41 protein-coding genes are annotated in these 24,325 nt (G+C 60.4%); 32 read left to right on the top strand and 9 right to left on the bottom strand.

The annotated features are described in order from the left end of the window. Window positions 1-15 precede the first annotated feature (15 nt). A complete protein-coding gene (locus tag ACLBV5_RS09870) occupies window positions 16-1,629 on the top strand; it encodes a recombinase family protein (RefSeq protein WP_447605570.1) in 1,614 nt (537 codons plus the stop codon). 14 nt (window positions 1,630-1,643) lie between these two features. On the opposite strand, the gene ACLBV5_RS09865 is transcribed toward ACLBV5_RS09870, so the two are convergent. From ACLBV5_RS09865 to ACLBV5_RS09830, 8 genes are all read right to left on the bottom strand, one after another. Then, window positions 1,644-2,051 carry a hypothetical protein gene (locus ACLBV5_RS09865; RefSeq protein ID WP_447605569.1) on the bottom strand — a complete coding sequence of 136 codons (408 nt, stop codon included), beginning with the start codon at window positions 2,049-2,051 and terminating at the stop codon, window positions 1,644-1,646. After that, a complete protein-coding gene (locus tag ACLBV5_RS09860; protein ID WP_447605568.1) occupies window positions 2,045-2,920 on the bottom strand; it encodes an NUMOD3 domain-containing DNA-binding protein in 876 nt (291 codons plus the stop codon). Before ACLBV5_RS09860 ends, ACLBV5_RS09865 begins: the two co-directional genes overlap by 7 nt. Before the next feature lie 124 nt (window positions 2,921-3,044). Then, window positions 3,045-3,326, bottom strand: coding sequence for a hypothetical protein (locus tag ACLBV5_RS09855; RefSeq protein WP_447605567.1), 282 nt, complete (start codon window positions 3,324-3,326; stop codon window positions 3,045-3,047). Then, on the bottom strand, window positions 3,323-3,658 hold the full coding sequence (locus ACLBV5_RS09850) for a hypothetical protein (protein ID WP_447605566.1): 336 nt from the start codon (window positions 3,656-3,658) through the stop codon (window positions 3,323-3,325). The genes ACLBV5_RS09855 and ACLBV5_RS09850 overlap by 4 nt, the downstream gene beginning before the upstream one ends. A 225-nt stretch (window positions 3,659-3,883) precedes the next feature. After that, a complete protein-coding gene (locus ACLBV5_RS09845; protein WP_447605565.1) occupies window positions 3,884-4,588 on the bottom strand; it encodes a hypothetical protein in 705 nt (234 codons plus the stop codon). Beyond that, window positions 4,585-4,971 carry a hypothetical protein gene (locus ACLBV5_RS09840; RefSeq protein WP_447605564.1) on the bottom strand — a complete coding sequence of 129 codons (387 nt, stop codon included), beginning with the start codon at window positions 4,969-4,971 and terminating at the stop codon, window positions 4,585-4,587. The genes ACLBV5_RS09845 and ACLBV5_RS09840 overlap by 4 nt, the downstream gene beginning before the upstream one ends. Next, window positions 4,968-5,195: a hypothetical protein gene (locus ACLBV5_RS09835; protein ID WP_447605563.1), complete on the bottom strand. Its 228-nt coding sequence runs from the start codon at window positions 5,193-5,195 to the stop codon at window positions 4,968-4,970. The genes ACLBV5_RS09840 and ACLBV5_RS09835 overlap by 4 nt, the downstream gene beginning before the upstream one ends. Beyond that, entirely contained in the window at window positions 5,195-5,722 is a 528-nt protein-coding gene (locus ACLBV5_RS09830) for an NUMOD4 motif-containing HNH endonuclease (protein WP_447605562.1), read from the bottom strand. The genes ACLBV5_RS09835 and ACLBV5_RS09830 overlap by 1 nt, the downstream gene beginning before the upstream one ends. Window positions 5,723-6,080: 358 nt before the next feature. Between ACLBV5_RS09830 and ACLBV5_RS09825 the strand changes: the two genes are divergently transcribed. From ACLBV5_RS09825 to ACLBV5_RS09705, 25 genes are all read left to right on the top strand, one after another. Then, window positions 6,081-6,308, top strand: coding sequence for a hypothetical protein (locus ACLBV5_RS09825; RefSeq protein ID WP_447605561.1), 228 nt, complete (start codon window positions 6,081-6,083; stop codon window positions 6,306-6,308). Next, window positions 6,305-6,793, top strand: a complete 489-nt coding sequence (locus ACLBV5_RS09820; RefSeq protein ID WP_447605560.1) for a hypothetical protein — start codon at window positions 6,305-6,307, stop codon at window positions 6,791-6,793. Before ACLBV5_RS09825 ends, ACLBV5_RS09820 begins: the two co-directional genes overlap by 4 nt. Beyond that, window positions 6,790-7,134 (top strand): hypothetical protein, encoded by a 345-nt coding sequence (locus tag ACLBV5_RS09815; RefSeq protein WP_447605559.1) that lies wholly within the window; start codon window positions 6,790-6,792, stop codon window positions 7,132-7,134. The genes ACLBV5_RS09820 and ACLBV5_RS09815 overlap by 4 nt, the downstream gene beginning before the upstream one ends. After that, window positions 7,131-7,292 (top strand): hypothetical protein, encoded by a 162-nt coding sequence (locus ACLBV5_RS09810; RefSeq protein WP_447605558.1) that lies wholly within the window; start codon window positions 7,131-7,133, stop codon window positions 7,290-7,292. Before ACLBV5_RS09815 ends, ACLBV5_RS09810 begins: the two co-directional genes overlap by 4 nt. Next, the gene (locus ACLBV5_RS09805; RefSeq protein ID WP_447605557.1) at window positions 7,289-7,588 is read left to right on the top strand and encodes a hypothetical protein; all 300 of its coding nucleotides are present in this window, start codon (window positions 7,289-7,291) and stop codon (window positions 7,586-7,588) included. Before ACLBV5_RS09810 ends, ACLBV5_RS09805 begins: the two co-directional genes overlap by 4 nt. Further along, window positions 7,585-7,977, top strand: a complete 393-nt coding sequence (locus ACLBV5_RS09800) for a hypothetical protein (protein WP_447605556.1) — start codon at window positions 7,585-7,587, stop codon at window positions 7,975-7,977. The genes ACLBV5_RS09805 and ACLBV5_RS09800 overlap by 4 nt, the downstream gene beginning before the upstream one ends. Next, the gene (locus ACLBV5_RS09795) at window positions 7,974-8,339 is read left to right on the top strand and encodes a hypothetical protein (protein ID WP_447605555.1); all 366 of its coding nucleotides are present in this window, start codon (window positions 7,974-7,976) and stop codon (window positions 8,337-8,339) included. Before ACLBV5_RS09800 ends, ACLBV5_RS09795 begins: the two co-directional genes overlap by 4 nt. After that, the gene (locus tag ACLBV5_RS09790; RefSeq protein WP_447605554.1) at window positions 8,336-8,761 is read left to right on the top strand and encodes a hypothetical protein; all 426 of its coding nucleotides are present in this window, start codon (window positions 8,336-8,338) and stop codon (window positions 8,759-8,761) included. Before ACLBV5_RS09795 ends, ACLBV5_RS09790 begins: the two co-directional genes overlap by 4 nt. Then, window positions 8,758-8,961 (top strand): hypothetical protein, encoded by a 204-nt coding sequence (locus ACLBV5_RS09785; RefSeq protein WP_447605553.1) that lies wholly within the window; start codon window positions 8,758-8,760, stop codon window positions 8,959-8,961. The genes ACLBV5_RS09790 and ACLBV5_RS09785 overlap by 4 nt, the downstream gene beginning before the upstream one ends. Next, complete coding sequence (locus ACLBV5_RS09780; RefSeq protein WP_447605552.1) at window positions 8,961-9,200, top strand: hypothetical protein; 240 nt, start codon at window positions 8,961-8,963, stop codon at window positions 9,198-9,200. The genes ACLBV5_RS09785 and ACLBV5_RS09780 overlap by 1 nt, the downstream gene beginning before the upstream one ends. Further along, a complete protein-coding gene (locus ACLBV5_RS09775) occupies window positions 9,197-9,628 on the top strand; it encodes a hypothetical protein (protein WP_447605551.1) in 432 nt (143 codons plus the stop codon). Before ACLBV5_RS09780 ends, ACLBV5_RS09775 begins: the two co-directional genes overlap by 4 nt. Next, window positions 9,625-9,864, top strand: a complete 240-nt coding sequence (locus ACLBV5_RS09770) for a ClpX C4-type zinc finger protein (RefSeq protein WP_447605550.1) — start codon at window positions 9,625-9,627, stop codon at window positions 9,862-9,864. Before ACLBV5_RS09775 ends, ACLBV5_RS09770 begins: the two co-directional genes overlap by 4 nt. Next, a complete protein-coding gene (locus ACLBV5_RS09765; RefSeq protein WP_447605549.1) occupies window positions 9,861-10,058 on the top strand; it encodes a hypothetical protein in 198 nt (65 codons plus the stop codon). The genes ACLBV5_RS09770 and ACLBV5_RS09765 overlap by 4 nt, the downstream gene beginning before the upstream one ends. A 46-nt stretch (window positions 10,059-10,104) precedes the next feature. Next, on the top strand, window positions 10,105-10,314 hold the full coding sequence (locus tag ACLBV5_RS09760; protein WP_447605548.1) for a hypothetical protein: 210 nt from the start codon (window positions 10,105-10,107) through the stop codon (window positions 10,312-10,314). 134 nt (window positions 10,315-10,448) lie between these two features. Next, a complete protein-coding gene (locus ACLBV5_RS09755; RefSeq protein WP_447605762.1) occupies window positions 10,449-10,643 on the top strand; it encodes a hypothetical protein in 195 nt (64 codons plus the stop codon). Window positions 10,644-10,876: 233 nt separating this feature from the next. After that, window positions 10,877-11,410: an HNH endonuclease signature motif containing protein gene (locus ACLBV5_RS09750; protein WP_447605547.1), complete on the top strand. Its 534-nt coding sequence runs from the start codon at window positions 10,877-10,879 to the stop codon at window positions 11,408-11,410. Window positions 11,411-11,648: 238 nt separating this feature from the next. After that, window positions 11,649-11,834 carry a hypothetical protein gene (locus ACLBV5_RS09745; RefSeq protein WP_447605546.1) on the top strand — a complete coding sequence of 62 codons (186 nt, stop codon included), beginning with the start codon at window positions 11,649-11,651 and terminating at the stop codon, window positions 11,832-11,834. A gap of 111 nt (window positions 11,835-11,945) precedes the next feature. Next, the gene (locus ACLBV5_RS09740) at window positions 11,946-12,320 is read left to right on the top strand and encodes a phage terminase small subunit P27 family (RefSeq protein ID WP_447605545.1); all 375 of its coding nucleotides are present in this window, start codon (window positions 11,946-11,948) and stop codon (window positions 12,318-12,320) included. 2 nt (window positions 12,321-12,322) lie between these two features. Next, a complete protein-coding gene (locus ACLBV5_RS09735; protein ID WP_447605544.1) occupies window positions 12,323-13,963 on the top strand; it encodes a terminase TerL endonuclease subunit in 1,641 nt (546 codons plus the stop codon). Window positions 13,964-13,984: 21 nt separating this feature from the next. Beyond that, window positions 13,985-15,295, top strand: a complete 1,311-nt coding sequence (locus tag ACLBV5_RS09730; protein ID WP_447605543.1) for a phage portal protein — start codon at window positions 13,985-13,987, stop codon at window positions 15,293-15,295. Then, on the top strand, window positions 15,288-16,022 hold the full coding sequence (locus tag ACLBV5_RS09725; protein ID WP_447605542.1) for an HK97 family phage prohead protease: 735 nt from the start codon (window positions 15,288-15,290) through the stop codon (window positions 16,020-16,022). Before ACLBV5_RS09730 ends, ACLBV5_RS09725 begins: the two co-directional genes overlap by 8 nt. 96 nt (window positions 16,023-16,118) lie before the next feature. After that, the gene (locus ACLBV5_RS09720) at window positions 16,119-17,330 is read left to right on the top strand and encodes a phage major capsid protein (RefSeq protein ID WP_447605541.1); all 1,212 of its coding nucleotides are present in this window, start codon (window positions 16,119-16,121) and stop codon (window positions 17,328-17,330) included. Window position 17,331: 1 nt separating this feature from the next. Next, a complete protein-coding gene (locus tag ACLBV5_RS09715) occupies window positions 17,332-17,520 on the top strand; it encodes a hypothetical protein (protein WP_447605540.1) in 189 nt (62 codons plus the stop codon). A gap of 143 nt (window positions 17,521-17,663) precedes the next feature. Further along, window positions 17,664-18,164, top strand: coding sequence for a head-tail connector protein (locus ACLBV5_RS09710; RefSeq protein WP_447605539.1), 501 nt, complete (start codon window positions 17,664-17,666; stop codon window positions 18,162-18,164). 22 nt (window positions 18,165-18,186) lie between these two features. Further along, a complete protein-coding gene (locus tag ACLBV5_RS09705; RefSeq protein ID WP_447605538.1) occupies window positions 18,187-18,765 on the top strand; it encodes an HNH endonuclease signature motif containing protein in 579 nt (192 codons plus the stop codon). Here the strand turns inward: ACLBV5_RS09705 and ACLBV5_RS09700 are convergent. Beyond that, complete coding sequence (locus ACLBV5_RS09700) at window positions 18,762-19,028, bottom strand: hypothetical protein (RefSeq protein ID WP_447605537.1); 267 nt, start codon at window positions 19,026-19,028, stop codon at window positions 18,762-18,764. The genes ACLBV5_RS09705 and ACLBV5_RS09700 overlap by 4 nt on opposite strands. Before the next feature lie 12 nt (window positions 19,029-19,040). Between ACLBV5_RS09700 and ACLBV5_RS09695 the strand changes: the two genes are divergently transcribed. The 6 genes from ACLBV5_RS09695 to ACLBV5_RS09670 all read left to right on the top strand — a co-directional run bounded on the left by ACLBV5_RS09695 (window position 19,041) and on the right by ACLBV5_RS09670 (window position 24,323). Then, window positions 19,041-19,355, top strand: coding sequence for a phage head completion protein (locus tag ACLBV5_RS09695; protein WP_447605761.1), 315 nt, complete (start codon window positions 19,041-19,043; stop codon window positions 19,353-19,355). Next, complete coding sequence (locus ACLBV5_RS09690) at window positions 19,348-19,743, top strand: hypothetical protein (protein ID WP_447605536.1); 396 nt, start codon at window positions 19,348-19,350, stop codon at window positions 19,741-19,743. The genes ACLBV5_RS09695 and ACLBV5_RS09690 overlap by 8 nt, the downstream gene beginning before the upstream one ends. Continuing rightward, entirely contained in the window at window positions 19,743-20,159 is a 417-nt protein-coding gene (locus ACLBV5_RS09685; RefSeq protein ID WP_447605535.1) for a hypothetical protein, read from the top strand. Before ACLBV5_RS09690 ends, ACLBV5_RS09685 begins: the two co-directional genes overlap by 1 nt. Before the next feature lie 62 nt (window positions 20,160-20,221). After that, window positions 20,222-20,647 (top strand): phage tail tube protein, encoded by a 426-nt coding sequence (locus tag ACLBV5_RS09680; protein ID WP_447605534.1) that lies wholly within the window; start codon window positions 20,222-20,224, stop codon window positions 20,645-20,647. Window positions 20,648-20,676: 29 nt separating this feature from the next. Then, the gene (locus tag ACLBV5_RS09675) at window positions 20,677-21,063 is read left to right on the top strand and encodes a gene transfer agent family protein (protein WP_447605533.1); all 387 of its coding nucleotides are present in this window, start codon (window positions 20,677-20,679) and stop codon (window positions 21,061-21,063) included. Window positions 21,064-21,284: 221 nt separating this feature from the next. Continuing rightward, window positions 21,285-24,323, top strand: a complete 3,039-nt coding sequence (locus ACLBV5_RS09670; protein WP_447605532.1) for a tape measure protein — start codon at window positions 21,285-21,287, stop codon at window positions 24,321-24,323. Window positions 24,324-24,325 lie beyond the last annotated feature (2 nt).

Genomic DNA, 24,325 nt, shown 5'->3' with positions numbered 1-24,325 from the left:
TGAGCGATTATGTCTATGAAACCCAAGGCTTACGCCTACAGCCGAATCAGTTCGCGCGCCCAACTTAAGGGCGATGGCCTTCGTCGCCAGTTAGCGGCGGCGTTGGAATGGTCAGAGAACCATCCCAACGTGGAGTTCGACCCATCCTACTCCGATCCGGGCCTGTCGGCGGCGAGTGGTCTACACCGTGAAACCGGCAAACTCGGCGTCCTTCTCGGTAAGATCGAAGCGGGGACCATTCGACCGGGCGACTATCTTCTGGTCGATGAATTCTCGCGACTGACCCGCGAGATCGAGACCGAGGCTCTTCACCTTCTGACCTCCATCGTCCGCAAGGGCGTGAACGTCGTGACGCTGGTCGATGGCGAGACCTACCACAAACATTCGTCCGCATTCGACATGATGCGCGCCCTCATGGTCATGTCGAACGCGCACCGGGAGAACAAGGAACGGACCCGCAAAGTCGCCATCGCATGGGCGGACAAAAAGAAGAGAGCGCGCGAGACCGGCGAGGTTCTGTCCAAGCGTGGACCGGCTTGGACGATCTACAATCCGACCACCAAACGGTTCGATCTGGACCACGACAAAGCCGACGTGATCCGCCGCATCTTCGCCGAATGTCTGGACGGCCTTGGGATCACCGCCATCGCCCAACGACTGAACTCCACGCCCGTCGAACCCTTCGTCAAAGGGTCGGACGGCTGGCACCAAGGCTATGTCCTGACCATCCTCCGGTCGCCTTCCGTGATGGGGTTCTATCAACCGACCCTGACCAGCCAGCGGGCGCATCAACGGATGCTTCGCCAGCCTGACGGCGATCCGATCCCGAACTACTATCCACCGATCATTGACGAAGCGACCTTCGACCGGGCGCAAGCCGTCATCGCCATGCGGAACAAGCGGGGTGGCGGCGCCGGGCGCAAGGGGAAGAGCTTCCCGAACCTGATCCAAGGTCTCGGCCGGTGTGAGGAATGTGGCGGGACGCTGGTGGTCCGCAACCATCCCAATAGCCGGGCCGTGCGCGCCTTCACCTGCTATCAGGCCGGGCGGAAACACAACTGCGACAACCGTCAGACCTACCTTTGCTCCGAGGTCGAAGAGAAGCTGACCAGCTTCCTCATGGTCGCGCGTCTGGAGGAAGAGCAACCCCTCCCCGATCAAACGGACCTCAACAACAAGATCGCGGCTCGCCATGCGATCCAGATCAAGATCGACGCCTTGCTGGATCAGATCGAGGCGGGTTCGGCGTCACTGGCTGAACGCCTTCGGCTTCGCGAGATCGAGGCGTCGAAGATGGACAAAGAGATCGAGCGTCTACGCCAAGAGTTGAAACACCAGACCCGCGTGGCGGGGACTGACGCCGTGGCCGAAGCCGCCGACTGGTTCGATGGCCTCTCGGACGAAGAGAGCGAAGACCTCTACCGGAACCGGGCGAAGGCCAACGGGATGCTTCTGGCGCTCTACGATACGATCATGCCGTTCAAGGGTGGCCTCTACGTTCTGTCGAACGGCAAAGGCTGGCTGATCAACGACGAAGTGTTCGTGGAACTCGACATCGAGGACAAGCGGCCGGTCATCCGCAAGGAACTGGAAATGACCTCGACGTGGGCGAAGGTGACCATGATTTGAGGGCGCTGGAGCGGTCAGGAAGGCTTGTCGGGTGCTACGGCGTCCGCGAGGTCACCAAGCTTGTCTGACGCCTTCTCAAGGGCTTCTACGGCCTGATCGCGAGTGTCCTCCAACGTCCCCGATGCGCCATTCGGAAGAGTGATGGTCACCTTGTCGAAACCCAACGACGTGACCACGATCACGGCGACCAGCGCGATCATCGCGAGGTTCTGGTTTGATAGAAGCGGGAGGACGGTCGCGGCCACCGGCGTCGTCGGGACGAACATCGCCGCGACCTGAACGACGTAGAGCGCAACGATCAGCGCGCCGAACATGATCCCGGCGGTCGTAGAGGCTCGCTTGGGGTCTCTTAGAAAACAGGTCGCCGCGTCCACGAACCGCTTGGACCACTTGGCGAACCAGCGGGAGATCGATTTCAGCATGAGCCGACCCCGGCCATGCGCTCGGCTCTCTTGCGGTCCCAATAGGCGATCTGACCCGCTCGCAGCTTTGCTTTCTGCTCTTCGGTCATTGGCTTTCCAGCGTTGTGAGATGGCTTTCCCCGGCGGGACGCAGCGGATTTCTCGATGGTCTCGCGAGACGGGCCGGGATGGTTCGCTTGTGCGGCTTTCATCCTTGCTTTGGTCTCTGGAGGCTTGGGGACACCCTTCATCGCGGCGCTGATTTTCGCTTTGTGGTCATCCGACTTCGGGCCTCGCGACCGATTGTTCTCTGAGATTTTCGCTCGGGTCTCCGACGTCAGTTTCTTTCCGGTGTGCGCGGCTGACAGTTTTGCCCGCGTCTCGGGTGATTTCACCACACCAACGCCGTTTGTGTTTCCACACATAGCCTTCGAAATATTCTCGCGATGCTGGTCGGAGAAATTCTCCGGCGACGCGAACCAGCGAGCCATGATGTTTCGATTGAAATAGGCACGGGAGCCATCGGGGAGCGTGGCCTTGAGGACATCGCGGGCGAACTGCTCTTCGACCTCGGCGTAGTTGGTCGCGGCCTTGGTCAGGCAAAAACAGATGATCCGGCGCTCCCAACCATCGTGGCCGTTCGCCTTGAACTCGGCCTTGAGTTCCTTCGAACTGGACCAGTAGCGGCGCCAATCGGACTCCACGGTTTTCTTCCCGCGCTTGGCCTTGAGATACTTCCGGCCGACATACATGCGACCAGTGGCCAGATGTGTGATCAGGTAGACAAAACCAGCGTAGAGCGGGAGTTGGCTTTCATCGAATAGGTCAGGGTAAATCCACGGCGGCACCGAGTATTTAGCCGCATCCGAGATGCGCGATATTCCAGACAAGCAAAACCCGGCCGGAGCCGGGTCTTACCTATTCTGGAGCGGTTGTGATGAATGTCGGGTCGAAAGATCAAAAACTCCCCGACACCCACAATCTACCAGCCGGAGGGTCTGGAGACGATATCTTTCAGAGCCAGAAAAGCTTGAAGAGGGCGGCGTCTTCCTGACGTTCGAACGACCAGTTGTGGAACTCCCAAACTTCGAAAGTCCAATCACCCACGGATCGTTTGCGGCGGATCAAATGGCCTTCGCTCCAAGGGCCGGTGATCGATTCTTCGCACCAATGTTTCAAGGTCTCGGTCGGGCGTTCGACGCTAACCATGATCGGAACAACGTGTGGGAAATCGGTCGGGGGCATACGGTTCATAAGCGCGGCGAACGGCGCGAACTCGCCTTCGTAATCGGTCACTGGCTCGCCTCCCACGCTTCCTTCGCCCGGTCATAATGCTCCCGAAGCTCCGGCCGCTCGATGGTCAGGACTTCGAAGGTGGAGGCGACGATTGGGAAAACGTCGGGGGTCCAGTTTGTGATCAGCCCGACCGTTGCGCGCAAACGATCCATATGGGTGAAAGCGGATCGAGAAAACTGGCGATAGGCTGTCGCACCGTTCGTCTGACCCTCCGGCCCCGGCCAATCCGGCGAGAGGTCCACGATCTTGATATCCGCCATCTTCGCCATGGTCAGGAAGGCTTTCTCGGCGTCGGTCAGGTTGCCCGGCGTGGGCGTGTTTGTGGTTGTCATTTTGGTTGGTCTTCATGGCCGCCATCCGGGCGGCGTTCGGTGTGTTGGGCGGCGGCGTCATCCGTTCCCGCGTAGTCCTAGTTCTCTTTCCTTCGACTGGAGCAATTAGCTCCGCATCGACCGAAGGGAGAGGCGCTAGGCGCGTAGCGCTGAACCCGCCAGAGGCGCATTACGCCAGATCGCGATATGTCGATCTGTAGTAATTAGTTTTAGTGTCTTCAATTACTACAGATCGACAATTTCCTCGAAGTCGTCGGTCGCCCATTCGTCATCGAAACCGATGATGTCGCAACGCGATTGCAGGATGACGTTCCCGCCGTGTTCATTTCCACGGCGGTCAGTCTTCGAGAACCGGGGCAGGACGCGAATGTCGTCACCGAGGAAGAGGACCATCCGTGTGTCCTCTCCATCCAGCCGAACATGGACCATCTGGTCGTCGTAGTAGATCGTCCCGAACTCGGCTTTTTTCTCACACAGAAGGCCGAGATATTCGTTCTGAGCCATGTTCGCCTGAAACTCGATCAAGCGTTCAAGGAAGTCGGCCGAGAGCGGGAACCGGCGCTTGTGGTTGGCGTCGATGGTCCGCTTGAGCCAAGACTTAAGGCCCTTCGCGTCCAGAAGGATCACGTTGGCCTTACGGTCGAAGTTCTTTTTCTTCACGTTGACGTCGGGCTTGGTCCAGAACTCGACGGCCAGCCCGTAGCGTGTCCCCCGGCCCTTGGGTGGACCGTTGTCGAAGACGGCGATCTGGATCGCGGTCAGGTCGCCCATGACCGGGAAGCTCCCGATGGGTTTTTCGTCTCGCAAATCCCGTGCGGCGATGGCCTCGCACAAGCCGACGAACTCCGGGTTCTTGATCTTGAAAGCGTTCAGCAAGGCTTTGTCGCCGGTGATCGTGGCGAGGTGGTTGAGAAGGTCGCGGGTGATCATTTGACGATCCTCCAGACCACACGACCATTCTCGATCCGGCATTTCACCGGCGAGGTGACGAATTTCTTCGCCGGTTCGGGTGGCGTCGGCGCCTTGGTGGAGATCGTGAACTCGTCACTCCAGCGCATCATGAACACCAGAGCTTCCGCGTCTTTCTCGAAGTGGATCGGTTGGCTCAGGATCAGCGGGTTAGGCGTCCCGTCCATCATCGCGTCGCGCAACTCTGTCTCAGTCATCGCGGGCGCCGGGATGACCCCCAACAAGGATTCAAACCAATGTGCAAGGCCAGTCGAAAGAGCGTCGTCTTCGTGACCCGCGTGATAAGCGGCTCGGCCAAAGGGTTTCAGTTCTTCAAGGTAGAGGTTCAGGTAGAGGGTGATCATCGGCCCGCCTCCCACGCTGCGATCTCTTCGACGCTGAACACACGGACGGGTCCACTCAGGCGAGCGGTTTTCGATGCGGACGGGCGACCGGCTTCGATGCGGTCTTTCCAATCCTGAACCCGGTGTTCGGCGTCCGTGGTCAGACGCTCGGCCTTGGTGATCGCGATCCGGTTAGGATCGACCTTGTTGCGGTGTGGGTTCGACCAGTTGAGAGCGCGGGCCATTAGGCGACACTCCCGCAAGCGTATTGCCAGAGATTACCAACCGACTGTTGCGCGACCCCGAAGCGATTGCCGATCTCGGTGAAGGTCAAGTTGGGGTTCGCGGCTGCGATCTCCACGATCTCGCGTCGCTGCGCGTAGGTCAGTTTCCCTTTTCGGGAAGACACGTCCCAACCCGGCTTGAGGTCTGCGGGGTCGCGTTTGATCCCCCCAAAAACGCCGTTGCGGCGGTTGTCGCCGACGTTTTCCGCTCTGGTCGCGTAGCGAAGGTTGAACGGGCCGTTGTTGCTCTTGTCACCATCCCAGTGACAGACCTCCATCCCTTCCGGGCGAGGGCCGAAGAACGTCAGCGCGACCAGCCAGTGAACGGTCTTGCAGATGATCGCCCCATCGAGGACGATTTTGACTTGCCAGTAGCCAGCCTTGTGGGGCTGCGGCTTGAGGATGCATTTCCGTGAGCGGATGCGACCGAACGTCGAAGCCTCGTATCCCTTGCTTCCGGGGATCGGCTTCCAGATTTCTTCTTCCATAATATTCCAAACAATAAGGCCCTGACGTCGAGCAAGAACGTCAGGGCCTCAAGCGTTGGATATTACAGAACGTCGAGTATACAACGATCCGTGGATATTTATCAACTTATCTCGCGGCCCGTCCTGTCGTCTTGCTCACGTCAGAAGCGGGTTACAAGTTATATTTAGGCTAGAAGTGAAAATGCCGTCCATATCTTTCGCACAGTCAAGCGAAAACGACTAAGTATCGACTTCAGACATCGATAAAACCGGCCCTGAACGTCTTGAATAATGCGGTGTGACACGACTTCGGGTATCTTGAATAAATAAAGATAGCTGGTCGAACAACAACACTCTCGACTGGCCGGGAGATATTCAAATGCATTACGACAACATGGCGCATACTCGCCAGAAGAAGACGCGGTTCAACAAACCGGTCAAAGACGTCACGCCCCGTCAGGGCCTTCGCGACATCAAGATCGAGGGGACCAAGATGACCCTCTACACCGACCCGACCAATGTGATCGTCGGCGAGGCCATGGTCTCGGCCTTCCAAGAGGCTCACGCGCTGGCGCTGGCTGGCCTGACTTCCGAGGTGTCGGAATGATCCTCAACGCCATCCGCAAGCTGATCACCGGCATCGATCCGGTGGAACTGAACGCCCGCCTCGCGAACATCGAGAATGGCGGCGCCTACGCCCGTGAAGTCGCCCATGGCGTCCAAGCCGAGGTCGTCCACGCTCGCGGCGGTCAGGAAAGCCTTCTGGACGCTCTGGCCTCCAAGGCGACCCGCGCCGACGTGGCTCAACTGCACACCCGCGCCGACCTGACCGAAGCCGACATTCTTGGTCTTCGTTCGGAGTTGATCGAACTGGCCAAGCCGCCGGTCTCGCCTCTCGAAGCACCGGGGACCACTCGGATCAACGGTCGCCTGATCGATGCTGACGGCAAGCTGGTCACCGACCTTCCGGCCAAGAAGACCGGCGAACCGAACCTCGGGTCCATGGTCTGGGACAACGGAACCCTGACTGTCACGTCTCCAAAGGTCACCAAGGCTCGCAAGCCCCGCGCTCCGAAGGGTGGTGGCAAATGAGCGGCGTCAAAACTACCGCCGAAATCGCGCGGGCCGTCTGTGACGCCTATGCGGTTTACGAACGAACGATCCTCGATTTCCTCAAGGCCAATATCGACCCGTCCCGCGTCCGCCACGGTGTGAGCGAAAGCGATTTGGTGGCGATGGTGGAGGCCCGCGCCCACGTTGAGGCCAACCCGGATCACTACCGCGCCGTCCAAGCGAGGTGTGAACGGGCGACCGTCTACGGACGACCCTACTCTGACGCGAAGCGTGAGGCTCGGGCGATGGAATTCCATGAAGAGAAAATCCGTCAGATCGTCCGTGAACTGATCGCCGAAACGAAGGCTGGTGACCAATGATCGTCCGTCTCCCCAAAGCTTGGAAGCTGATCGAGAAGAACGGTCATCTGGAGCTTCGCAAGATCGACCCGAAGACCGGCGAGGACATCACCGAGACGCCCAAGGCTCAGGCCGAGATCGACGAAATCCAAGGCCGGATCGTGGAGGTGGTGTCGTGAAGATCGCCCCGAACCTTGCGACGTGGATGGAAGGCTTGGTCTTCCTCCTGATCGCCTCGATCCTCTTCACCATCGGCGCTGGGCTGGTGGAAGCACCGGTTCACGGCCTGACGGGTTTCGGCCTCGATCTGGTCGGAGCCGCTTTCTTCGTTGGAGCCGCGTCCGCCCTCGGCGTCGCCGCCAACGATTTCCGCATCACCGCCACGACCGTCGTGTCTGGCGTCAAAACTTTCGGTCGTAAGTCGTGGGGTCACCGCCCCGCGCCGACCGCCAAAGCTCGAAAGGACGCCCAATGAGGACGTCTGCAAACGCCGAACTGGCCAAGAAACTTCTGACCGAGGGGAAGTCCCGCGATGAAGTGATGGCCGCCACCGGCCTCTCCCACTCAACGGTCCAGTATCACGCCGCCAAGCTCGGTCTGACCCGCAAAGTGTGGACCGATTGGAAAGCGGTCCAAGCCGCCTACGACGAAGGTTTTTCTCATGGCGAGATCATGGAACGGTTTGGCCTGTCCTCCAGCAACATTCGGACGGCTCGCCAGCGCGGCCACGTCGTTATGCCGAATAGCTACACGGCCAAGCGCAACCGCCTGACCAACTCAGAGCGGATCGCGATGCTGGAAGACTCGGTGATGAACATGGCGGCCCGCTTGGGCTGGCTTGAAATGAACGGGCTGGAACAATGACCCTTCGAGCCAAACTTGAAGCCGCACTGGCGAAGCCGATCATCCAAGATGACGTGACCTTCGAAGAGTTCGACCCGTGGGAAGACGTGATCGATGGCATCCACGGATGCTACGCCTCCCAAGCCGACGTCGTTTTCATTGCGGCTCTCGAAGCCCTTCGCGATCACACGACCTACGATTTCATCAAAGCCAACGGCTTTGCCGGGGAGTTCGCGCTCTACGTCCTCTCTGGTCATGGTTACACCGATTACGGGACGTCGCCTCGCGCTGGATGGTGGTCATCCGACCTCGACGGCCTTCTCCAACCTCTGATCGACAAGTGGAAAGCTTACTACTGTCACCAGTGGGATGGCGCCCAATGACACCGGCCGAAGAGAAGTTCGTCATCATGGCGAAGATGGCTGGTGTTCAGGATCATCCGCTGGCCGTTGGCTGGACTGGTCTGGACGCCAAGGCGGGATGCGTTTCGTTCAGGCTCGAAGACGCGGGCAATGGGAAGGTGTTGCTGACCAGTTGGCAGATGATCGCGAAGCCGACCGAGGAAGAGGGGGCGACGATCCTCCGAATGCTCCGAGTGTTCGAAAAGATGGACCCCTTCGATTTCGACGCCACCTTCCCCGAACTCTTCCCGTCCATGGCCATCGGTCGGACCCTTCTGGCGATCAGGGAAAACCCGTCGATCTACCCGATGGTCTCCGCAGCGCTGGAGGAACTGGCCGAGGAACAACCGGTCGTCCGCAAGGTCTACGACGCATGTAAGCACCATTGGGAGCTTCACCAATGATCGGTGTCGATCTCGCTTACGAAAAGGCCCGCGCCGAAGAACTCTTCGCCATCGCCCGCGCGATGACCTCCATCAACATGGCTGGAGCCGACCCCGATGAACCGTGGGTCGCTCGCTATCTGGCCAACGCCATCAACGCCACCGGCGGCGATGACGAAGCCCTCGCGGCTTACAATCTCAAGAATTGGAAGGGTCAATAATGCTGACCTTCAAACACACTCACTACGGGACCAGCGTTTTTGTCTACGACGGCGACGAACTGGTTCTCGACACGTCCGTTCGCCCGATCCGGGTGAAGAAAGACGCCAATCTCTCTGGCCTGACCGACAACCATCCGGGCGAAATCGCTGTCTATGATGACGCGGGGATCAAGGTCGTCTGGACTGAGAATGGCCAGACCTACACCGACGAAGCTGGTGATCTGGAGGTGTTCGAATGAACGACCTCAAGCCCAAACTGGCGACCGCCCTGACAGAGAACTACAGCTTCCGCATCAACCGGGCGGAATGGGCTGTCGGCCTGACCGGGGCAATCGACGGCCCGGAGTTCGACGGGATGGCCTACGACGGGATCATCGACCTCGATCACCTGACCTGCGTTGCCACCGACCATTTCCTTGATCGGGAGAAGGTGCGCGCGGCTCTGATCGCGGCCCTCTCCGAGACCATCGAGCATGTGAACAACGGGAGCTTCCGCGAAGGGTCATTCGAAGACCCCGATGAGGACGGTTATGTCGAGATCGAGTGGGGACACTCCGATCACGTCTTGACCCATCCGGCTCTCATGTTCGGCGACGGATACGCTCCGACCGACAAGCTGGTGGACCGTCTGATCGAAGGTCTCGCGGCCGGAGGGTCGGAGGGATGACCAGCGACAATCCCGTCTGTAGCTTCTGTGGGAAGATGGCTCTCGAAGTCAAAGCCATGGTCGCCGCGACATCATCCGACGCCATCATCTGTGACGAATGCGTTGTCCTGTCAGCGACGACGATGGCCCCAACGCTTGATCGGGCCAAGGTTCTCGAAGCCGCGATCTTCCTCGCCACGATCTCAGCCGATCCCGAACGCGCGGCCATGTTCAAGATGTTCTGGTCGGGCGAATGATCCGGGTTGATAGCGGCGGCTCGCACGTCCTGTCTTCCGAGGTTCAGAAGTGGATCGTGGAAGCCCATCGGCTGGCGATCATGAACGCCAAGATGACACCTAACCAAGCTCGCAAGGCCATGAACCGGTTTAAGATGGACCACCAGCGTTCCAAGGATCAGGCCGCGCCGTGGTGGAAGAGGTTCACCGGCTAACGGGGGTCCATCGAAAGGGCCTCCAGAAGCCAGCCTAAATATGGGCATGAACTGCACTGATACGCGAGCCATCCACGTCCAAGGCGAGGTCGCTGAAATCTTCAAAATGCTCGGCTGGCTGGCCGACAACACCCGGTCTTACCGAGTGACCGTGATGACCTACGAAGACGAACGGGATGCTCATATCACCGCGTTGGTCAGCTTCACGGACGACAACGAAGCCCTACTCTTCAAGATGGCTTGGGCTGGTTCTTGAGCCGGTCAGCCGCCGCCACGGAATGGCGCAAGCTCTACTCTCTGGCCGCATGGAAACGCGGCCGACTGGAGTTCCTAGCTGAACACCCGCTCTGTCAGTTGTGCAGCACTGACGACCACCCGGAACAAGCCACAGTGGTCGATCACGTCCAGCGCCATGAAGGCGACCGAACTCTCTTCTTCGACCGGTCCAACTGGCAATCTCTGTGTGGCAACTGTCACGACCGACACAAGCGCCATATCGAACTGCACGGCTATCATTGCATCGCAGGGCCTGACGGCTGGCCTATCGACAAGAACCACCCGGCTAACCGGTGGACCCCACGATGACCAAGCGCCGATCACCCGACAAACCCCTTCCGGCAATCGCCCGGATCAACGAGACCGAACGCTACCTCCGGGTTAAAGCGCAACTCGAAGACCCGACCATCAACACGATGGAGAAGAACAAGAGGTCGAAGACTAAGACCCTTTGCCTCCGACCTGATCTAGTATGTAACAATATGTGATCAGTATAAGGCCAGATCAGTCAATGTAGACCATCCCGTTAAACTAAATATGGGATGAGCAACAAACCCATCAACGACCGAACATACGAAGAAGTCGCCAGCCGATATTCTTACGATCCAATCACTGGAAACATCTACTACCGTCAAACGGATTACCGCAATCGAGCGGATGGCCGAGGCGACTACACCGCCGGGATTTACCGGCATGTGTGGTTCCCCGCCTCCAAGGGTCGTCGGTCCTCCTACATGGCGCACCGGATCGCTTGGCTTCTCCATTATGGAGAATGGCCGACCGATCAGATCGATCACATCGACGGTGATCCACACAACAACGCGATCACCAACCTTCGAGTGGTGACGATGACCCAGAACCTTCGCAATCGTCGGACCTTCAAGAACAACAAGCTCGGCGTCAAAGGTGTTTGCGTGACCCCTTACAATACCTTCCGCGCCCAACTCTGGAAGGATGGGAAGTTCATCCTTCAGAAGTCCTTCAAGACCTTGGCCGAGGCTACCGCCGCCTACGAAGAAGCTGCGCTCGCGGCCTTCGGTGACTACCATCGCAAAACCACCCCAAAAGCGGTCTAAGACTAAATATTAGCATGAGGCGGCGTCGGGTGATCCCGGCGTCGCCATCGTGCGGTCGGCGCCCTCGCCATGACCCCGGAGGGGGTGGTTTGAGGACGAAAAGTTCATCGGTCCACCGACCGCTGGCCCACTCAGCACACGTCTCCGCGAAATTCAGACCTGTTTTTTGGAACGGGGTTTGCCCGCCTCCGGCGGGAGCCGACGCCCGGCTAGGGCCGGTCGCGGACTAAATATTGGCATGAACCAACCCCTCGATCCCGCCGTCCTTCATGCCGTCCTGAACGATCTGGCTGAACGTCTCGAAGCCCTTGAGAACGCCAACGCCCCGGTCTCCCCGACCTCGCTCAGAACCATGATCCGAGAGGCCAACGAGCGAGCAATCGCCAACGCCCGCCTACTTTCAGACCAAGACGAACAACGCTGATCCGGCCGACGCCTCCACCATCCGCCTAAATATTGGATGACACGAGGAAGACCCGCGACACCCACGGCGATCAAGATTGCAGATGGCAATCCCGGTAACCGTCCGCTGAACATGAATGAGCCGAAGCCCAAGGGCGTTCTGACGGCTCCCAAAACCCTGTCCAAAGCCGCCAAGGCTCACTGGACGCGGATCGCCTTCTCGATGGACGACGGCGTGTTTGCGCCACCCGACGAAGGCTTGCTGGCCGCATGGTGCGAAGCTCGCGCCAACCACGACGAAGCCACCTTCCACCTCAAGACCAACCCTCTGGTGGTCCCCGGATCGACCGGTCAGGCGACCGTCTCCCCATGGCTGAAAATCCAGTCGGACATGACCCGGCTGATGATCTCTCTGGCGCAACAACTCGGGTTCAACCCGGCCGCCCGCGCGAAGCTCCACGCGCCTGTCTCCGACGATGAAGACACCGGCGGCCTGACCTTCAACTGATCATGGCCGAGACCGTCACGCGGAACATCGTCCGCGATCTCGCTCGCGCTGAACGCAACTGCGCTTGGATCGAAAAATATCTCAAGGTCACCAAGGGCGGCGGGGTCGGTGAACCCTTCCGGCTACGCCAGTGGCAACGCGACTTCATCTTCGACGTCTACGCCCCGATCTATGAAGACACCGGGCGCCGCGTGGTCCGTCGCGCCGTGTTCTCAGTCGCCCGTAAGAACGGGAAGACCGAGTTGTCGGCCGCCCTGATCTTGCTCCACCTGATCGGCCCGGAGGCCGAGGTGAACGGCGAACTCTACTCGGCCGCCAACGACAAGGAACAAGCCGCCGTCGTGTTCGAAGCGGTCGCTCAGATGATCGAACTGACCCCGGCGTTCAAAAACGTCCTCAAGGTCATTCCGAACGCCAAGCGCATCCGCGTCACGATCTCCCGTGATCCCGCGACCGGCAAGTTGCTCCCCTATCGCGGGTCGAAATTCCGCGCCCTGTCCAAGGACGCCAAGTCGAAGCACGGCCTGAACCCGACCTTCGTCCACTACGACGAACTGGCTCAGTCCAAAGCCCCCTTCGAACTCTTCTCGACACTCTCCACGTCCATGGGCGCCCGGCTGGAGCCTTTGCTTCTGGTCACGTCCACACAGAACGACGAACCGACGCACCGCCTGTCGGAAATGATCGACGTCGGGATCGCCGGTGATGACCCCACGCGCGTCTGTCACCTCTACGCGGCCGACGATGATTGCGATCTTCTGGACGAAGAACAGTGGCGCAAAGCGAACCCGGCGCTCGGTGATTTCCGCGACTACGACGACCTGAAATCCTACGCGCTGGAGGCGGTGAAACTCCCCTCGCTGGAGCAAGAGTTCAGGCTTCTCTATCTGAACCAGCGCGTCAGCCTCTACGCGCCCCTGATCCCCCAAACGACGTGGAAGAACCTCCGCTCGGACAAAGGTCTGGTCGCCAAGGAAGCGATCTATCTGGCGCTCGATATGGCCGACGCCGGGCTGGACCTTTGCGCTCTTGTGGCCGTCTCGGCGACCAACGGGACGCGGATCGGTGCGTGGTTCTGGAAACCAGCCGCACACCTCAAGGAACACACCAAACGGGACGGCTTCGACTACGTTCTGGCCGCCAAGAACGGCGAGCTTCTGACGTGCGACGGTGTGGCCATCAACCCGGAGGACGTGGCCACCAAGATCGGTGAACTCTGTGTCGAATACCAAGTCCTCGGCATGGCTTACGACCAGTGGCGCGTCTCTGGCGTCCTTCGCCATTTCGACAAGATCGGCGTCTTCGCCCACACCGATGAAAAGCGGAAGACCGGCCTTCGGATCATCCCTTGGTCTCAGTCCCTCAAGGACATGGCTCCGGCCACCGACGCTTTCGAACGCGACGTCCTGACCGGCGATCTCCAGCACCCCGGCAACACCCTCCTGACGTGGAACATCGCCAACGCGATGGTGACCAAGCCGAACTCCAACGGCGAGCGGAAGATCGACAAAGGGGCCGTCAGGTTCCGCATCGACGGCGCCGTGGCTCTGGCGATGGCCTGTGGCTTGAAGCATCGCGAGCGCGGAAGTCTGGCTCAGAAACCCGCCTATGAGAAGGAAGACTACGCTTTCGAGGCGTTTTGACCCCCTTGCCTAAATATTGGCATGTCTACGTTTGGTCTGTTTTCTCGCGATGAAACGCGAAATCTTGGCGATAATCTCGTCAAACTGAGTGATTTCGCCGGAATGTCGGCTTTGTTCGGCGCGGGTGGAACCTCCCACGCTGGCGAGAGCGTCACCGCCCGGTCTGCGCTCGAAGTCCCCGCCGTCTCGGCCGCCGTGTCCTTCATCGCTGGCCAGATCGCCAGCCTCCCGGTCCAACTCTACCGTCGCAAGGGCCTCGGCCGTGTGAAGGCCGAGAAGGAAGGTCTGTATCGGATCGTCCACGACGTCGTGAACAACGAAGGTCTGACCAGCTTCCAATGGCTGAACCAGACGATCCGCTCGCTGATCCTCAAGGGTCGCGCCGTCACCTTCGTAGAGCGTGATCTGACCGGCCGGATCGTCGCCATGTGGCCGCTCGATCTGGACCAACTGACGATCCAGCGCGTCGGTCACCGCAAGGAATACGTCTACACCTTCCATGAGAGCCTTCGGACGGTCACCTACGGCGCCAACGAAGTCCTCGATTTCGTTCTCATGCCGTGCGGCGACGGGATCAGCCACGAAAACCCGGTCCACCTGAACCGCCACACCATCGGTCTGGCGCTGGCCGCTGACCGTTATGCGTCGGGCCTCTTCTTCCATGGCGGAATGCCTCCGCTCCAGCTTCTCCAGACCGGCGGCGATGAAATCGAAGCCGCGTCCACGCGCGCTCAGGAAATGGCCGCGAACGGCCTCCACTCGGTCCTGAAGAAGATGGCCGCCGAGAGGAAAATGATCCTCCCGATGGAGAAGGGCTTCAAGCTCGACAAGATCGGCCTGAACCCCGCCGAACTCCAGATGCTGGAGTTGAAGAAGTATCTGGTGATCGAGATCGCCCGAATGTTCAACCTTCCGCCGGTGTTCCTCCAAGACCTGTCGAACGGGACTTATTCGAACACTGAACAGCAAGGGATGATGCTGGTGAAGCATTGCCTCATGCCGCTGGTGAAGCTGATCGAGCAAGAGATGAACGCGAAGCTCACGACCAAGAGCCTCTTCATCGAAATCAACATGGACGGCCTCCTTCGCGGTGATTTCGCGACCCGGATGACCGGCCACGCGACCGCGATCAACAACGCGATCATGACGCCGAACGAAGTCCGCTCGCTCGAAAGCCTTCCGCCCATGGAAGGCGGGGACAAGCTCCGCATTCAGGGCGCCAACGTCGCCATCGAGGACCAAGCCGCACTGGCGAAGGCCGCGACCGAGACCAACCAACCCAATCAAGAGGAAGAGCCGGATGAACCGGCCGACGACGACAATGATGACTGACGAAATCCGCTATTTCGAAGCCTCCGAAATCCGTTTCAGCCAGACCCAAGGCGAGGCGGGTGAAGCTGGCGCGGCCACGCTCAACGAAGAGCGGATGGAAGGCTACGCCATCGTCTTCAACAGCCCCTCCCAACCGATGCTGGCTCAACGCGATGGTCGGACGGTGATCTTCCGCGAGTTCATCGCGCCCGGCGCCGCGCGCCGGAGCGTGGAGGACGCCGAACGCGGCGCCCACATGATTTTGGCGCTCTGGAGCCACGACAAGAACCAGCCGCCCATCGGTTCGACCAAGGACGGCCTTCGGATCGAGATCGATGAAATCGGCGTCCGGTTCTCGCTCGATATCAAGCGCATGGACCCGCAACAGATCGCCACGGTTCGCGCCGGTGAACAGCAGATGTCGTTCGGTTTCCGCACGAACAAGGAAGACGACCAGTGGGTCCGTCAGCCTGACGGCACCTACAACCGCACCGTCCACAACATGGCACTCAACGAGATCAGCGTCGTGATCACGCCCGCCTATCAGGCGTCCAGCGTCGGCATCCGTGCGGCTGACGAAGCGGCCCTCGATAGCCTTGAGGCATGGGAAGCCCGCCAAGCCGAAGGCGAAGCTGAATCCGCCGGTGGCGAACCCGAAGCGGCTCCCGTCGATGAAGAGCCGACCGAGACCGTCCAGATGAAGAAACTGGAACGATTGAAGAAACTCGCCGAGTTCCACGCCAAGTAAATCAAGACATGGAGGCTGGAACACCGGGCAAAACCGGCCAAATCCAGCCTCCAAAATAAATACTCCGAAACCACTCTACTTCGGAGATTTAGAATAATGGCTAACGCCCAAGACCTTTACAAAGACGCGCTGGAAATCGCCAACAAGGCTCAGCTTCGTCTCAACGACATCACTGGCAAGGACGCCGTTCGCGACGCCGAGATCGAGGTCGAGTTCGACCGCATGATCGCCGAGGCTACCTCGAAGCGCTCGCTGGCCGACAAGATGAAGGCGGCTGACGAAATCACCGCCGCTCTGACCGCCGCTGACTCGCGTCGCCCCATCGAAAGCCGCTCGGCTCAAGCCAACGCTGGTCTGTCCGATGAAGAGCGTTCGATGAACGCCCTGAACGACTACCTCCGCTCCGGCTACGTCTCCGACGAACTCCGCGACGGTCAGGTTGTCGGCACTCCGACCGCCGGTGGCCACCTCGTTCCGGTGACCTACGCCAACGAGATCATCAAGGCTCAGAAGTATTACGGCGCTCTGTGGAACCCGGAGATCGTGAACTTCATGTCCACGCCGACCGGCGAAGCGATCATCTACCCGACCTTCGATGACACGGACGGTGACTCCCAAGTCGCACCGTGGCCGGAAGTCACGGAAGCCGGTGAAGCTGAACTGACCTTCGGCAACCTGACGCTCCGCAGCTACGACCTCGGCTCGGGCATCTTCAAGGTTTCGAACCAGCTTCTGCGCGACGCCCACTTCAACGTCCCCGGCCTGATCTCGCAAGCCATGTCGGAGCGCTTCGGCCGCAAGCTGAACAAGCTCCTGACGACCGGCACCGGCACCAACGAAGGCCAAGGCGTCCTGACCGGCGTCACCGGCACCGTCGCTTCGGCCTCGGCTCTGGCGATCACGGCTGACGACGGCCTGAACCTGATCCACGGCGTCGATCTGGCTTACCGCTCGAACGGTAAGTTCATGGCCTCCGACACGACCCAACTGACGCTCCGCAAGATGAAGAACGCCAATGGCGATTACGTCTGGCAAGAGTCGGCCCGCGTCGGCGAACCCTCGAAGCTCTTCGGCTACGATGTTCTGACGAACAACGACATGTCGGCGGCTCTCACGGCCAACGCCAACCCGCTGATCTTCGGCGATTTCAAGCGTTTCGGCGTCCGTCAGGTCGGCGGCGTTTCGATGCAGCGCCTGAACGAAAAGTATGCCGAGTTCGGTCAAGTCGGCTTCCTCGGTGGCATGGCTTACGACTGCCGCGTCCTCGACGGCAAGGCATTCAAGAAGCTGGCGATCAAGGCTTCGTAAGATGCGCGCCAAGCTGATCTGCACACTCGGTTTCGAGGGCTATGTCCTCGATTCCGGGGCGATCATCGAAGACCACGACGACGCCGTTCGCTTGATTGCGGATGGTGTCGCCGTCGCCATCGAAGAAACCGCTCCGAAGGTGGAAAAGAAGCGGGCAACCGCCGTCCCTACCGAAGCGAAGACGAAGTAAGGTTGCGGCCTTCTTCGTGACCTCGAAAGCCCCGGCGTTCTCCCGCGTCCGGGGCTTTCGTTTGCCTAAATATTGGCATGAAGCACTGGACCAACCTCACGCGCCTGACGGCGGCAAATCAGACTTTCTTGGAAAACGAGAAGGTGATCGCATTCCTCCGCACGACCGAGGAAGACGACGAACTGGTCACTGACCTGATCAACGCGGCCATCGATTTCGTGGAAGGCCCGGATGGGATCGGGGTCGCGCTGCGATCTTCGACGTGGCGCATGTCGTTCGACGCTTTCCCGTCGAATATCTCCATCGCCCTGTCGCCGGTGAAGTCCGTGGAGGCGATCACCTATCTGGACGCGGCTGGTGACGTTCAGACGCTCGATCCTGACCTCTACCATGTGGACGTGGACCAACGCCCGGCTCTGGTCGCCTTCCATCATCGCCCGACCACCAAGGCCGTCCCCGGCGCCGTGAAGGTCGAGTTCACCGCTGGCTATGAGACGGTCCCGGCCGACCTTCGTCAGGCCATGCTCTTGCTGATCGGTCACTGGTTCGAAAACCGCGAAGCCGCTCTGGTCGGCAATGTGAAGACGATCCCACTCGGTGTGGACCGCATTCTTCGCAAGTATCGGGTCGCCGCCTTCCTCTGAGCCGCCCTGCCTAAATATTGGCATGGAAACGAACACATGCCGAAAATGCGACGCGACACTGGATGAAGACAACTGGTTCGCCAGTTTCAGGAAAGCCAACAACCGGATTTGCTCACCTTGCCAAAGGGAGGCTGGTCGCGAGGCTCGCGCCAAATATCAGGCCAGCTACCAACGGAAGCCGCGCAAGAATCCGCCCGGCAACGCGGAAGCCGTTCGCCGATACTGCGAAAGCCACCCGGATCGAAAGCGCGAGGCTGCTCTAAAGTATCGGAACGCCAATCTGGAATCGTGTCGCCAATATGCGCGCGATTACGCTCGCCTGAACCCAGAGAAGGGGCTTGCTCGCGCGGCCAGACGCCGCGCCGCTTGCCGGGTTGACCTCACTCCAGAAGAGCAATCTCGCGTTCTTGCTCTCTACGATCTAGCCGCCCGGTTGAAGGCGCTGACGGGCGACGATTACCACGTCGATCATATCGTCCCTTTGGCCAAGGGTGGTCTCCATCACCCCGACAACATGGTGGTCATGCTGGCTGATCTGAACCGGCGCAAACACGCCCGGCGTTGGCCCGCCCTCGAACGCCACTTCCTCGCTTTGGCCTAAATATTCAAATGGAAAAGAGAGTTCATTTTTTCGAGGATTACTTCTGGAAACCCCTCGACGGTCGTCAGACCCAAATCTTCTACCGCGCCGGTTGGATCGGCGAGGTTGACGGCGTTTGCGCCCTTCAAGCCATCAACGCCGGTGTCGCCCAATACGAAGAAGTCCTCTTCGCCCTGAACGAAGAGGCTGACGCCTACCAGCCCGACGACGAAGGCGAAGAGTAAGCCTTGGCCGTCGTCCCGCGCATCGGCGAGCTTCGTCACCGCGTCCAGATCGTGGCGCTTCGACCCGTCGTGGAAACCAACGAAGTTGGTGACCCGGTGGAGGTCAAACGCGCGTCCGCAACCGTCCCCGCCCGGATCGAAATGACCAAGGGTGGGGAAGAGGTCATTGCCGGTCGAATGAGCGGGATGCGGAGCTTCGTCATCACCGTTCGATCCACGCCGACGACCCGCGCGATCTCGACCGGCGACACGCTGGTCAACGACGCCACCAAAGAACGAATGAACGTCCAGTGGAACGGCGACCTCGAAGGTCGCGGTCGTTTCCAGACGATCCACGCCGAAGCCGGAGGCCCGAACGATGGCTGATGGCTGGACCGGTCTCAACGAGTTCAACGACCTCTTGGAGCGCGCCAAACGCGACGCCGAGGCCGAAGCCATGCGCGCTTGCGAGGTATCGGCCAAGGAACTGGAGGCTCTGGTCAAAGCCACCCTCGGTCGCGGCGATCCTCGCAACGGTCACCTGATCGATAGCGTCGTCGCCTACCGCGTCGATGACACGACGTGGGGCGTAAAGGTCGGCTCCGAGGCCCTGAAATATGCGGCGCCTCTGGAGTTCGGCCACGGCAACGCGGACGGCTCGCGCACCCCGCCGAGGAAGTTCTTCTTCCCGGCCGTGAAGATCATGAACAAGAAACACGGACGCCGCATTCGCCGCTGGTTCCGCAAAGCAATCAAAGACAGTGGAGCGCTCTAATGGCTGAACCCTCGCTCGCGCTTGCGACGGCGGTTCGATCCGCCCTGACCAGCGCCAACATTTTCGGCATCGCGGCGACCAAGCCGAACGAAGCGTCGAAGATCATGACCCGCATCCCGCAAGGGACGAAGCTTCCGTATCTGGAGATCGGGGACAACCAGATCGTCGGCCGCGACGACTTCGGCGAAGCCTTCGAATGCAACGTGGAAGTCCGCGCCCACGCGGCCACGACCAAGGAACTCCACGTCATCGCAGGGGCCGTTTACGCCGCCCTGAACCGCCTTCTCCCGGTGGAGGGCTTCGTCACGCATGAGGTCCATTACGGCGGACTTTTGCCGATGACAGAGACTATTGGCTCAACAATCACCGAAACGGCGGTCATTACTTTCGAGTATCTGATCGAGACCAGACAGTAAGCCGGTCCTTTTGGGGCGCCCAAAATAAATACGGGAGCAACGCCTCATAAGGAATAACAATAATGGCTTACAATGAATCCGTGCGCGGTCACGAAATCCTCGTCCAGATCAAAAATGGCTCCACTTGGACCCATGCCAACCTGATCAACGCCAGCCGGGGCATCACGTTCTCGACTGAAGTTGAGACGGACGATCTGGTCGATCTGGCTGACCAATCGGCTCCCGCAATGCGCGCCCGCACCGTCACCACGCTTGACGTGAAGATCGACGGCTCCGGCAAGATCGTCCCCGAAGAGACCATCGAATGGCTGAACCGCTGGAAGGCTGGCAAGTCGTTCGAATGCCGCGTCACTGACGGCTATGTCGTCATCGAAGGCAAGTTCGTCCTGACCAACTTCGCCCTCTCGGCTGACCGCACCAAGCTCGGCGAGAACACGATCACGCTGGAACAAGACGGCGAAGTCACCGTGGCCGAGGTCGCCCCGTAAGGTGACTTGAGAGCCGTCCTAAATATTGGATGGAACTCAACGATACCAATCTTAGAACTGGCAAGCTCACCGAGTTTGTCGGAAACGACGACTACCCGCTCCAACTTCGTATTGGGGAGCTTCGCGCTCTTCAAGCCGAAGTTGGAGTTGGACCTTCCGCCCTTCTGAACCGGCTCCAGTTCGGTGAATGGACGGTGGACGACGTGATCGAAACGATCCGTCTCGCCCTGATCGGTGGCGGCATGTCTCAAAAAGACGCCAAGAAACTGGTCACTCACTACATCACTGACGGCTATCTGGTGGACTACTCGCTGGTCGCCCTTCGTTGCATGTTCGCGACGATGCACGGGAACCCGGAGGACGCCGTTCCGCCGGGGGAGACGACGGATCAGGCGATGACGACCCCCGACGCCTGATCAAATGGGGAAGCTATCTCCAGCGAGCGGGCGCCATGGGCCTGACCTCGATGGAGGTGGACCGAATGACCCTTTGGGAGTGGGGACACCTCTCTCACGGTTGGGGCATCTTCAACGAGAAGAGCGACGGGACACCGAAAGCTCCGACCAACGACCGTCTGGCCGAACTCACTGAGAAGTGGGGAGCCTAAGAACTAGCCGCCTTTCGGGGCGGCTTTTTCTTGCCCGTCCTAAATATTGGCATGTCTACAGTTGCCAACATTGAGGCCCGTTACTCGGCGAAAATCATCGACTTCGAACGTGAAGTCAAACGGATGCAGACCCTCAACAAGCGGGTCGCAGACAAAATCCTCAATGACCAGCGAGCCGCCGTTCGGGACGTGAATGGCGCGTGGGCGAAGGCCGATATCGGCGGCGCCCTGAACCGGTCGCTTGGCAACGGCCTCGGCTCTCTCCGCACCCAACTCATGGCGTCCATCGCCGCGATCACCAGTGGCGCGGGTATCGCAGCCGCCGTAGGTCTGGCCGACACCTACAACCGCTTCACCAACTCGCTGAAGGTCGCCGGGGTCGAAGGCGCAAACCTCGCCACGGTTCAGGGCCGTCTCTTCGAGAGCGCCAACCGGAACGGCGTGGCCGTCGAAAGCCTCGGCCAGCTTTACGGCCGGGTCACGTCGGCTTCGAAGGAACTCGGCGTCAGCCAGAACGAAGTCCTCAAGGTCACGGACGCGGTATCGGCTGCGATCCGGGTCTCCGGTCGTCCGGTCTCCGAAGCCTCCGGTGCAATGCTCCAGATGGCTCAGGCCCTCGGCGGCGGAACCGTCCGCGCCGAAGAGTTCAACTCGATGGTCGAAGGGATGCTTCCGCTTGTCCAAGCGGCGGCTGGCGCGTCCACGAAATACGGCGGCTCGGTCGCAAAGATGCGCGAAGACGTCCTCAAGGGGAAACTGTCCTCGAAGGAATTCTTCGACCTGATCCTCGCTGGTTCGGCGTCTCTGGAGGCCAAGGCCGCGAAGGCTCCGCTGACGGTCGCTCAGTCGTTCGAAGCCCTCAAAAACAAGATGATCGAGGCCATCGGCACCACCAACGAAGCGTGGGGCATCACCGACCGTCTGAGCGAGGCTCTGGCCTATCTCGGCAACAACCTCGATCAGGTTGGCGCGGCGCTCGGGATCATCGCCGTGGCCATGGCCGCAACCCTCGCTCCGGCGGTCGGCAAGGCGGCAATCGCGGTCACCACGAACACGGTGGCCATGGTCGCCAACGGTGCGGCGGCCGTTCGCGCCATTCCGGCTCAACTGGCATTCGCGGCGGCTTTGAACGGAACCACGCGCTCGGCGGCGGCGGCCACTTTCGGTCTTCGCCTTCTCATGTCTGCAACCGGGATCGGTCTGGCGATCACCGCCATCACCGTCGCCCTCGGCCTCTTCGCTGCTCAGTCCTACAAGGCGGCCGAAGCTTCCCGTGATGCGGCGGATCGCGTCTCTCAAAAGAAGGCGGCGCTGGATGAAGCTCGCGCGGCGGCTGACAAAGCCCGCGTCGAGACCGGCAACCTGTCCAAGGCCGAAATGGAGGCGCTGACCAAGACGGCGGCTCTGACCGGTCAGGTCGATATCCTGACGACCGCTTATGGTCGTCTGGCCGCCGAGGCTAAGCGCGCCCGTCTGGAAATCCTCGCGACCGAGGCCCGTCAGGCAACCGCCGACCGGAAGACCCTCGAAAGCGATCTCAACCGCGCTCGGACCACTGAAACTCGCCGCGCCCGTGGACCCGGTTCCTACGGCGGCGCCGATGGTCGTCAACCGAACCCGGCTGGCTTCGATGATCTGGCCACGCGCGTCGCCAATGAACGTCTGGCAGCCAATCCCCTGACCGGTCAGGTCGCGGACGCTCGCGCCGTCGAAGCAGCGGCCTACAACGCCTACAACACGGCCCGCGACGAACGCATCACGGTCGAACAACCTCGCACGAACACGACTTCCGGCGGCCCTCGCCGAAGCGGCGGCGGCGGGGGTGGTAGCGGGACTTCGCCTGAACAGCGCGCCAAGAACTCCGAGGAAGCGATCCTTCAAGCGGAGCGCGCCCTTCGTGACGCCACCCGCGCCCAAGCCTTCACGGCGTCCGAACGACACGCTGTCTCGCTCGCGGCTCTCGAAGACGACAAGGCCATGGCCATCGCCGCCGTCGAGAAACGGGTCAAAGACAACGAGATCACCGCTGTCGCTGGCGCCCGCCTGACCGAACTCGAAACCCAGACCTACGAAGCCCGTGTCGCGGCGGTCGCGGCCTCACGCCAGCGCGAGTTGGATGAAGCGGCCATCGAACTCCAGACCTACCGGAACAACAATCTGGTGGAGGCTGCACGTCTCGACGCCGAGGAACTGACCGACAAGGCTGGTCTGGCGACGACCCGCGAAGAGCGTCACGACTACGAACGTCAGGCTCTGGAGGCTCAACAGCGCGCCGACCGCCTTATGTTCGACGCCGAACAAGCCGCGCTCCGGCTCCAGCTTGAGCGCAACGGTCACGAACGCGCGGCCATCGACCAGATCATCGCCGACAACGAAGCCCGTTTCTCGCGTGGCCAGTCCAACGCCCGCACCAACCAGACCGGTCAGCAGAATCGCGAGAATGGTCCGCAGTCGATCCAAGAGTGGATCACCGGGATGACCCAAGCCGAGGCGGCTGGAGAGAGCTTCAACCAGAAACTCTTCGGCATCGCCGAGGGTGGATTGAACGCGATCACTTCCGGTCTGACCGACGCCCTCATGGGCGCGAAATCGTTCGGGGAAGCCTTCGGGGACATGGCCAAGGGCGTGGTCGCCGCGCTGATCGAAATGGGGATCAAGTTCCTTGTCTTCGAAATGCTCGGCCGGGCCTTCGGTATGCCGGGTCTCGGTAAAGCGGCCATCGGCATGACGACCGGCGGGGGAGGCAAGAAAGGCTTCGCCAGCGGAACCGATTTCGTTGGTCAGGATGGTCTCTACAAGGTCGGCGAGAAAGGCGAGGAAGTCGTCGCGCTTCCGCGTGGCGCTCAAGTTCTCCCGAACAACCTTCTCCGCAACGCCGCCAAGGTTCCGAACGGTGGAGGCCAAGGCGGTCAGACCATCGTCAATCAAATCCGGGTGGACGCCTCGGGTGCGGTCCTGACCCAAGAGGTCAAGGGCTGGATTTACGAAGGCGTGACCAAGGGGATGATCGCGACCAAACAGATGATCTCGCAGGATCAACAGAAAGCCGGTCGCAACCGGCTCATGTAGGG

The organism is Brevundimonas sp. M1A4_2e (assembly GCF_053345555.1).
The sequence above is the reverse complement of the archived record's forward strand: the minus strand, read 5'-3'. Positions and strand labels throughout refer to the sequence as shown.

What these genes read in the sequence shown, in the direction of transcription:
- ACLBV5_RS09870 (WP_447605570.1), top strand. Translation starts at nt 16, where the DNA reads ATGAAACCCAAGGCTTACGCCTACAGCCGAATCAGTTCGCGCGCCCAA.
- ACLBV5_RS09865 (WP_447605569.1), bottom strand. Translation starts at nt 2,051, where the DNA reads ATGCTGAAATCGATCTCCCGCTGGTTCGCCAAGTGGTCCAAGCGGTTC.
- ACLBV5_RS09850 (WP_447605566.1), bottom strand. Translation starts at nt 3,658, where the DNA reads ATGACAACCACAAACACGCCCACGCCGGGCAACCTGACCGACGCCGAG.
- ACLBV5_RS09845 (WP_447605565.1), bottom strand. Translation starts at nt 4,588, where the DNA reads ATGATCACCCGCGACCTTCTCAACCACCTCGCCACGATCACCGGCGAC.
- ACLBV5_RS09840 (WP_447605564.1), bottom strand. Translation starts at nt 4,971, where the DNA reads ATGATCACCCTCTACCTGAACCTCTACCTTGAAGAACTGAAACCCTTT.
- ACLBV5_RS09835 (WP_447605563.1), bottom strand. Translation starts at nt 5,195, where the DNA reads ATGGCCCGCGCTCTCAACTGGTCGAACCCACACCGCAACAAGGTCGAT.
- ACLBV5_RS09830 (WP_447605562.1), bottom strand. Translation starts at nt 5,722, where the DNA reads ATGGAAGAAGAAATCTGGAAGCCGATCCCCGGAAGCAAGGGATACGAG.
- ACLBV5_RS09825 (WP_447605561.1), top strand. Translation starts at nt 6,081, where the DNA reads ATGCATTACGACAACATGGCGCATACTCGCCAGAAGAAGACGCGGTTC.
- ACLBV5_RS09820 (WP_447605560.1), top strand. Translation starts at nt 6,305, where the DNA reads ATGATCCTCAACGCCATCCGCAAGCTGATCACCGGCATCGATCCGGTG.
- ACLBV5_RS09815 (WP_447605559.1), top strand. Translation starts at nt 6,790, where the DNA reads ATGAGCGGCGTCAAAACTACCGCCGAAATCGCGCGGGCCGTCTGTGAC.
- ACLBV5_RS09810 (WP_447605558.1), top strand. Translation starts at nt 7,131, where the DNA reads ATGATCGTCCGTCTCCCCAAAGCTTGGAAGCTGATCGAGAAGAACGGT.
- ACLBV5_RS09800 (WP_447605556.1), top strand. Translation starts at nt 7,585, where the DNA reads ATGAGGACGTCTGCAAACGCCGAACTGGCCAAGAAACTTCTGACCGAG.
- ACLBV5_RS09795 (WP_447605555.1), top strand. Translation starts at nt 7,974, where the DNA reads ATGACCCTTCGAGCCAAACTTGAAGCCGCACTGGCGAAGCCGATCATC.
- ACLBV5_RS09790 (WP_447605554.1), top strand. Translation starts at nt 8,336, where the DNA reads ATGACACCGGCCGAAGAGAAGTTCGTCATCATGGCGAAGATGGCTGGT.
- ACLBV5_RS09785 (WP_447605553.1), top strand. Translation starts at nt 8,758, where the DNA reads ATGATCGGTGTCGATCTCGCTTACGAAAAGGCCCGCGCCGAAGAACTC.
- ACLBV5_RS09780 (WP_447605552.1), top strand. Translation starts at nt 8,961, where the DNA reads ATGCTGACCTTCAAACACACTCACTACGGGACCAGCGTTTTTGTCTAC.
- ACLBV5_RS09775 (WP_447605551.1), top strand. Translation starts at nt 9,197, where the DNA reads ATGAACGACCTCAAGCCCAAACTGGCGACCGCCCTGACAGAGAACTAC.
- ACLBV5_RS09770 (WP_447605550.1), top strand. Translation starts at nt 9,625, where the DNA reads ATGACCAGCGACAATCCCGTCTGTAGCTTCTGTGGGAAGATGGCTCTC.
- ACLBV5_RS09765 (WP_447605549.1), top strand. Translation starts at nt 9,861, where the DNA reads ATGATCCGGGTTGATAGCGGCGGCTCGCACGTCCTGTCTTCCGAGGTT.
- ACLBV5_RS09760 (WP_447605548.1), top strand. Translation starts at nt 10,105, where the DNA reads ATGAACTGCACTGATACGCGAGCCATCCACGTCCAAGGCGAGGTCGCT.
- ACLBV5_RS09750 (WP_447605547.1), top strand. Translation starts at nt 10,877, where the DNA reads ATGAGCAACAAACCCATCAACGACCGAACATACGAAGAAGTCGCCAGC.
- ACLBV5_RS09745 (WP_447605546.1), top strand. Translation starts at nt 11,649, where the DNA reads ATGAACCAACCCCTCGATCCCGCCGTCCTTCATGCCGTCCTGAACGAT.
- ACLBV5_RS09740 (WP_447605545.1), top strand. Translation starts at nt 11,946, where the DNA reads ATGAATGAGCCGAAGCCCAAGGGCGTTCTGACGGCTCCCAAAACCCTG.
- ACLBV5_RS09735 (WP_447605544.1), top strand. Translation starts at nt 12,323, where the DNA reads ATGGCCGAGACCGTCACGCGGAACATCGTCCGCGATCTCGCTCGCGCT.
- ACLBV5_RS09730 (WP_447605543.1), top strand. Translation starts at nt 13,985, where the DNA reads ATGTCTACGTTTGGTCTGTTTTCTCGCGATGAAACGCGAAATCTTGGC.
- ACLBV5_RS09725 (WP_447605542.1), top strand. Translation starts at nt 15,288, where the DNA reads ATGACTGACGAAATCCGCTATTTCGAAGCCTCCGAAATCCGTTTCAGC.
- ACLBV5_RS09720 (WP_447605541.1), top strand. Translation starts at nt 16,119, where the DNA reads ATGGCTAACGCCCAAGACCTTTACAAAGACGCGCTGGAAATCGCCAAC.
- ACLBV5_RS09715 (WP_447605540.1), top strand. Translation starts at nt 17,332, where the DNA reads ATGCGCGCCAAGCTGATCTGCACACTCGGTTTCGAGGGCTATGTCCTC.
- ACLBV5_RS09705 (WP_447605538.1), top strand. Translation starts at nt 18,187, where the DNA reads ATGGAAACGAACACATGCCGAAAATGCGACGCGACACTGGATGAAGAC.
- ACLBV5_RS09690 (WP_447605536.1), top strand. Translation starts at nt 19,348, where the DNA reads ATGGCTGATGGCTGGACCGGTCTCAACGAGTTCAACGACCTCTTGGAG.
- ACLBV5_RS09685 (WP_447605535.1), top strand. Translation starts at nt 19,743, where the DNA reads ATGGCTGAACCCTCGCTCGCGCTTGCGACGGCGGTTCGATCCGCCCTG.
- ACLBV5_RS09680 (WP_447605534.1), top strand. Translation starts at nt 20,222, where the DNA reads ATGGCTTACAATGAATCCGTGCGCGGTCACGAAATCCTCGTCCAGATC.
- ACLBV5_RS09675 (WP_447605533.1), top strand. Translation starts at nt 20,677, where the DNA reads ATGGAACTCAACGATACCAATCTTAGAACTGGCAAGCTCACCGAGTTT.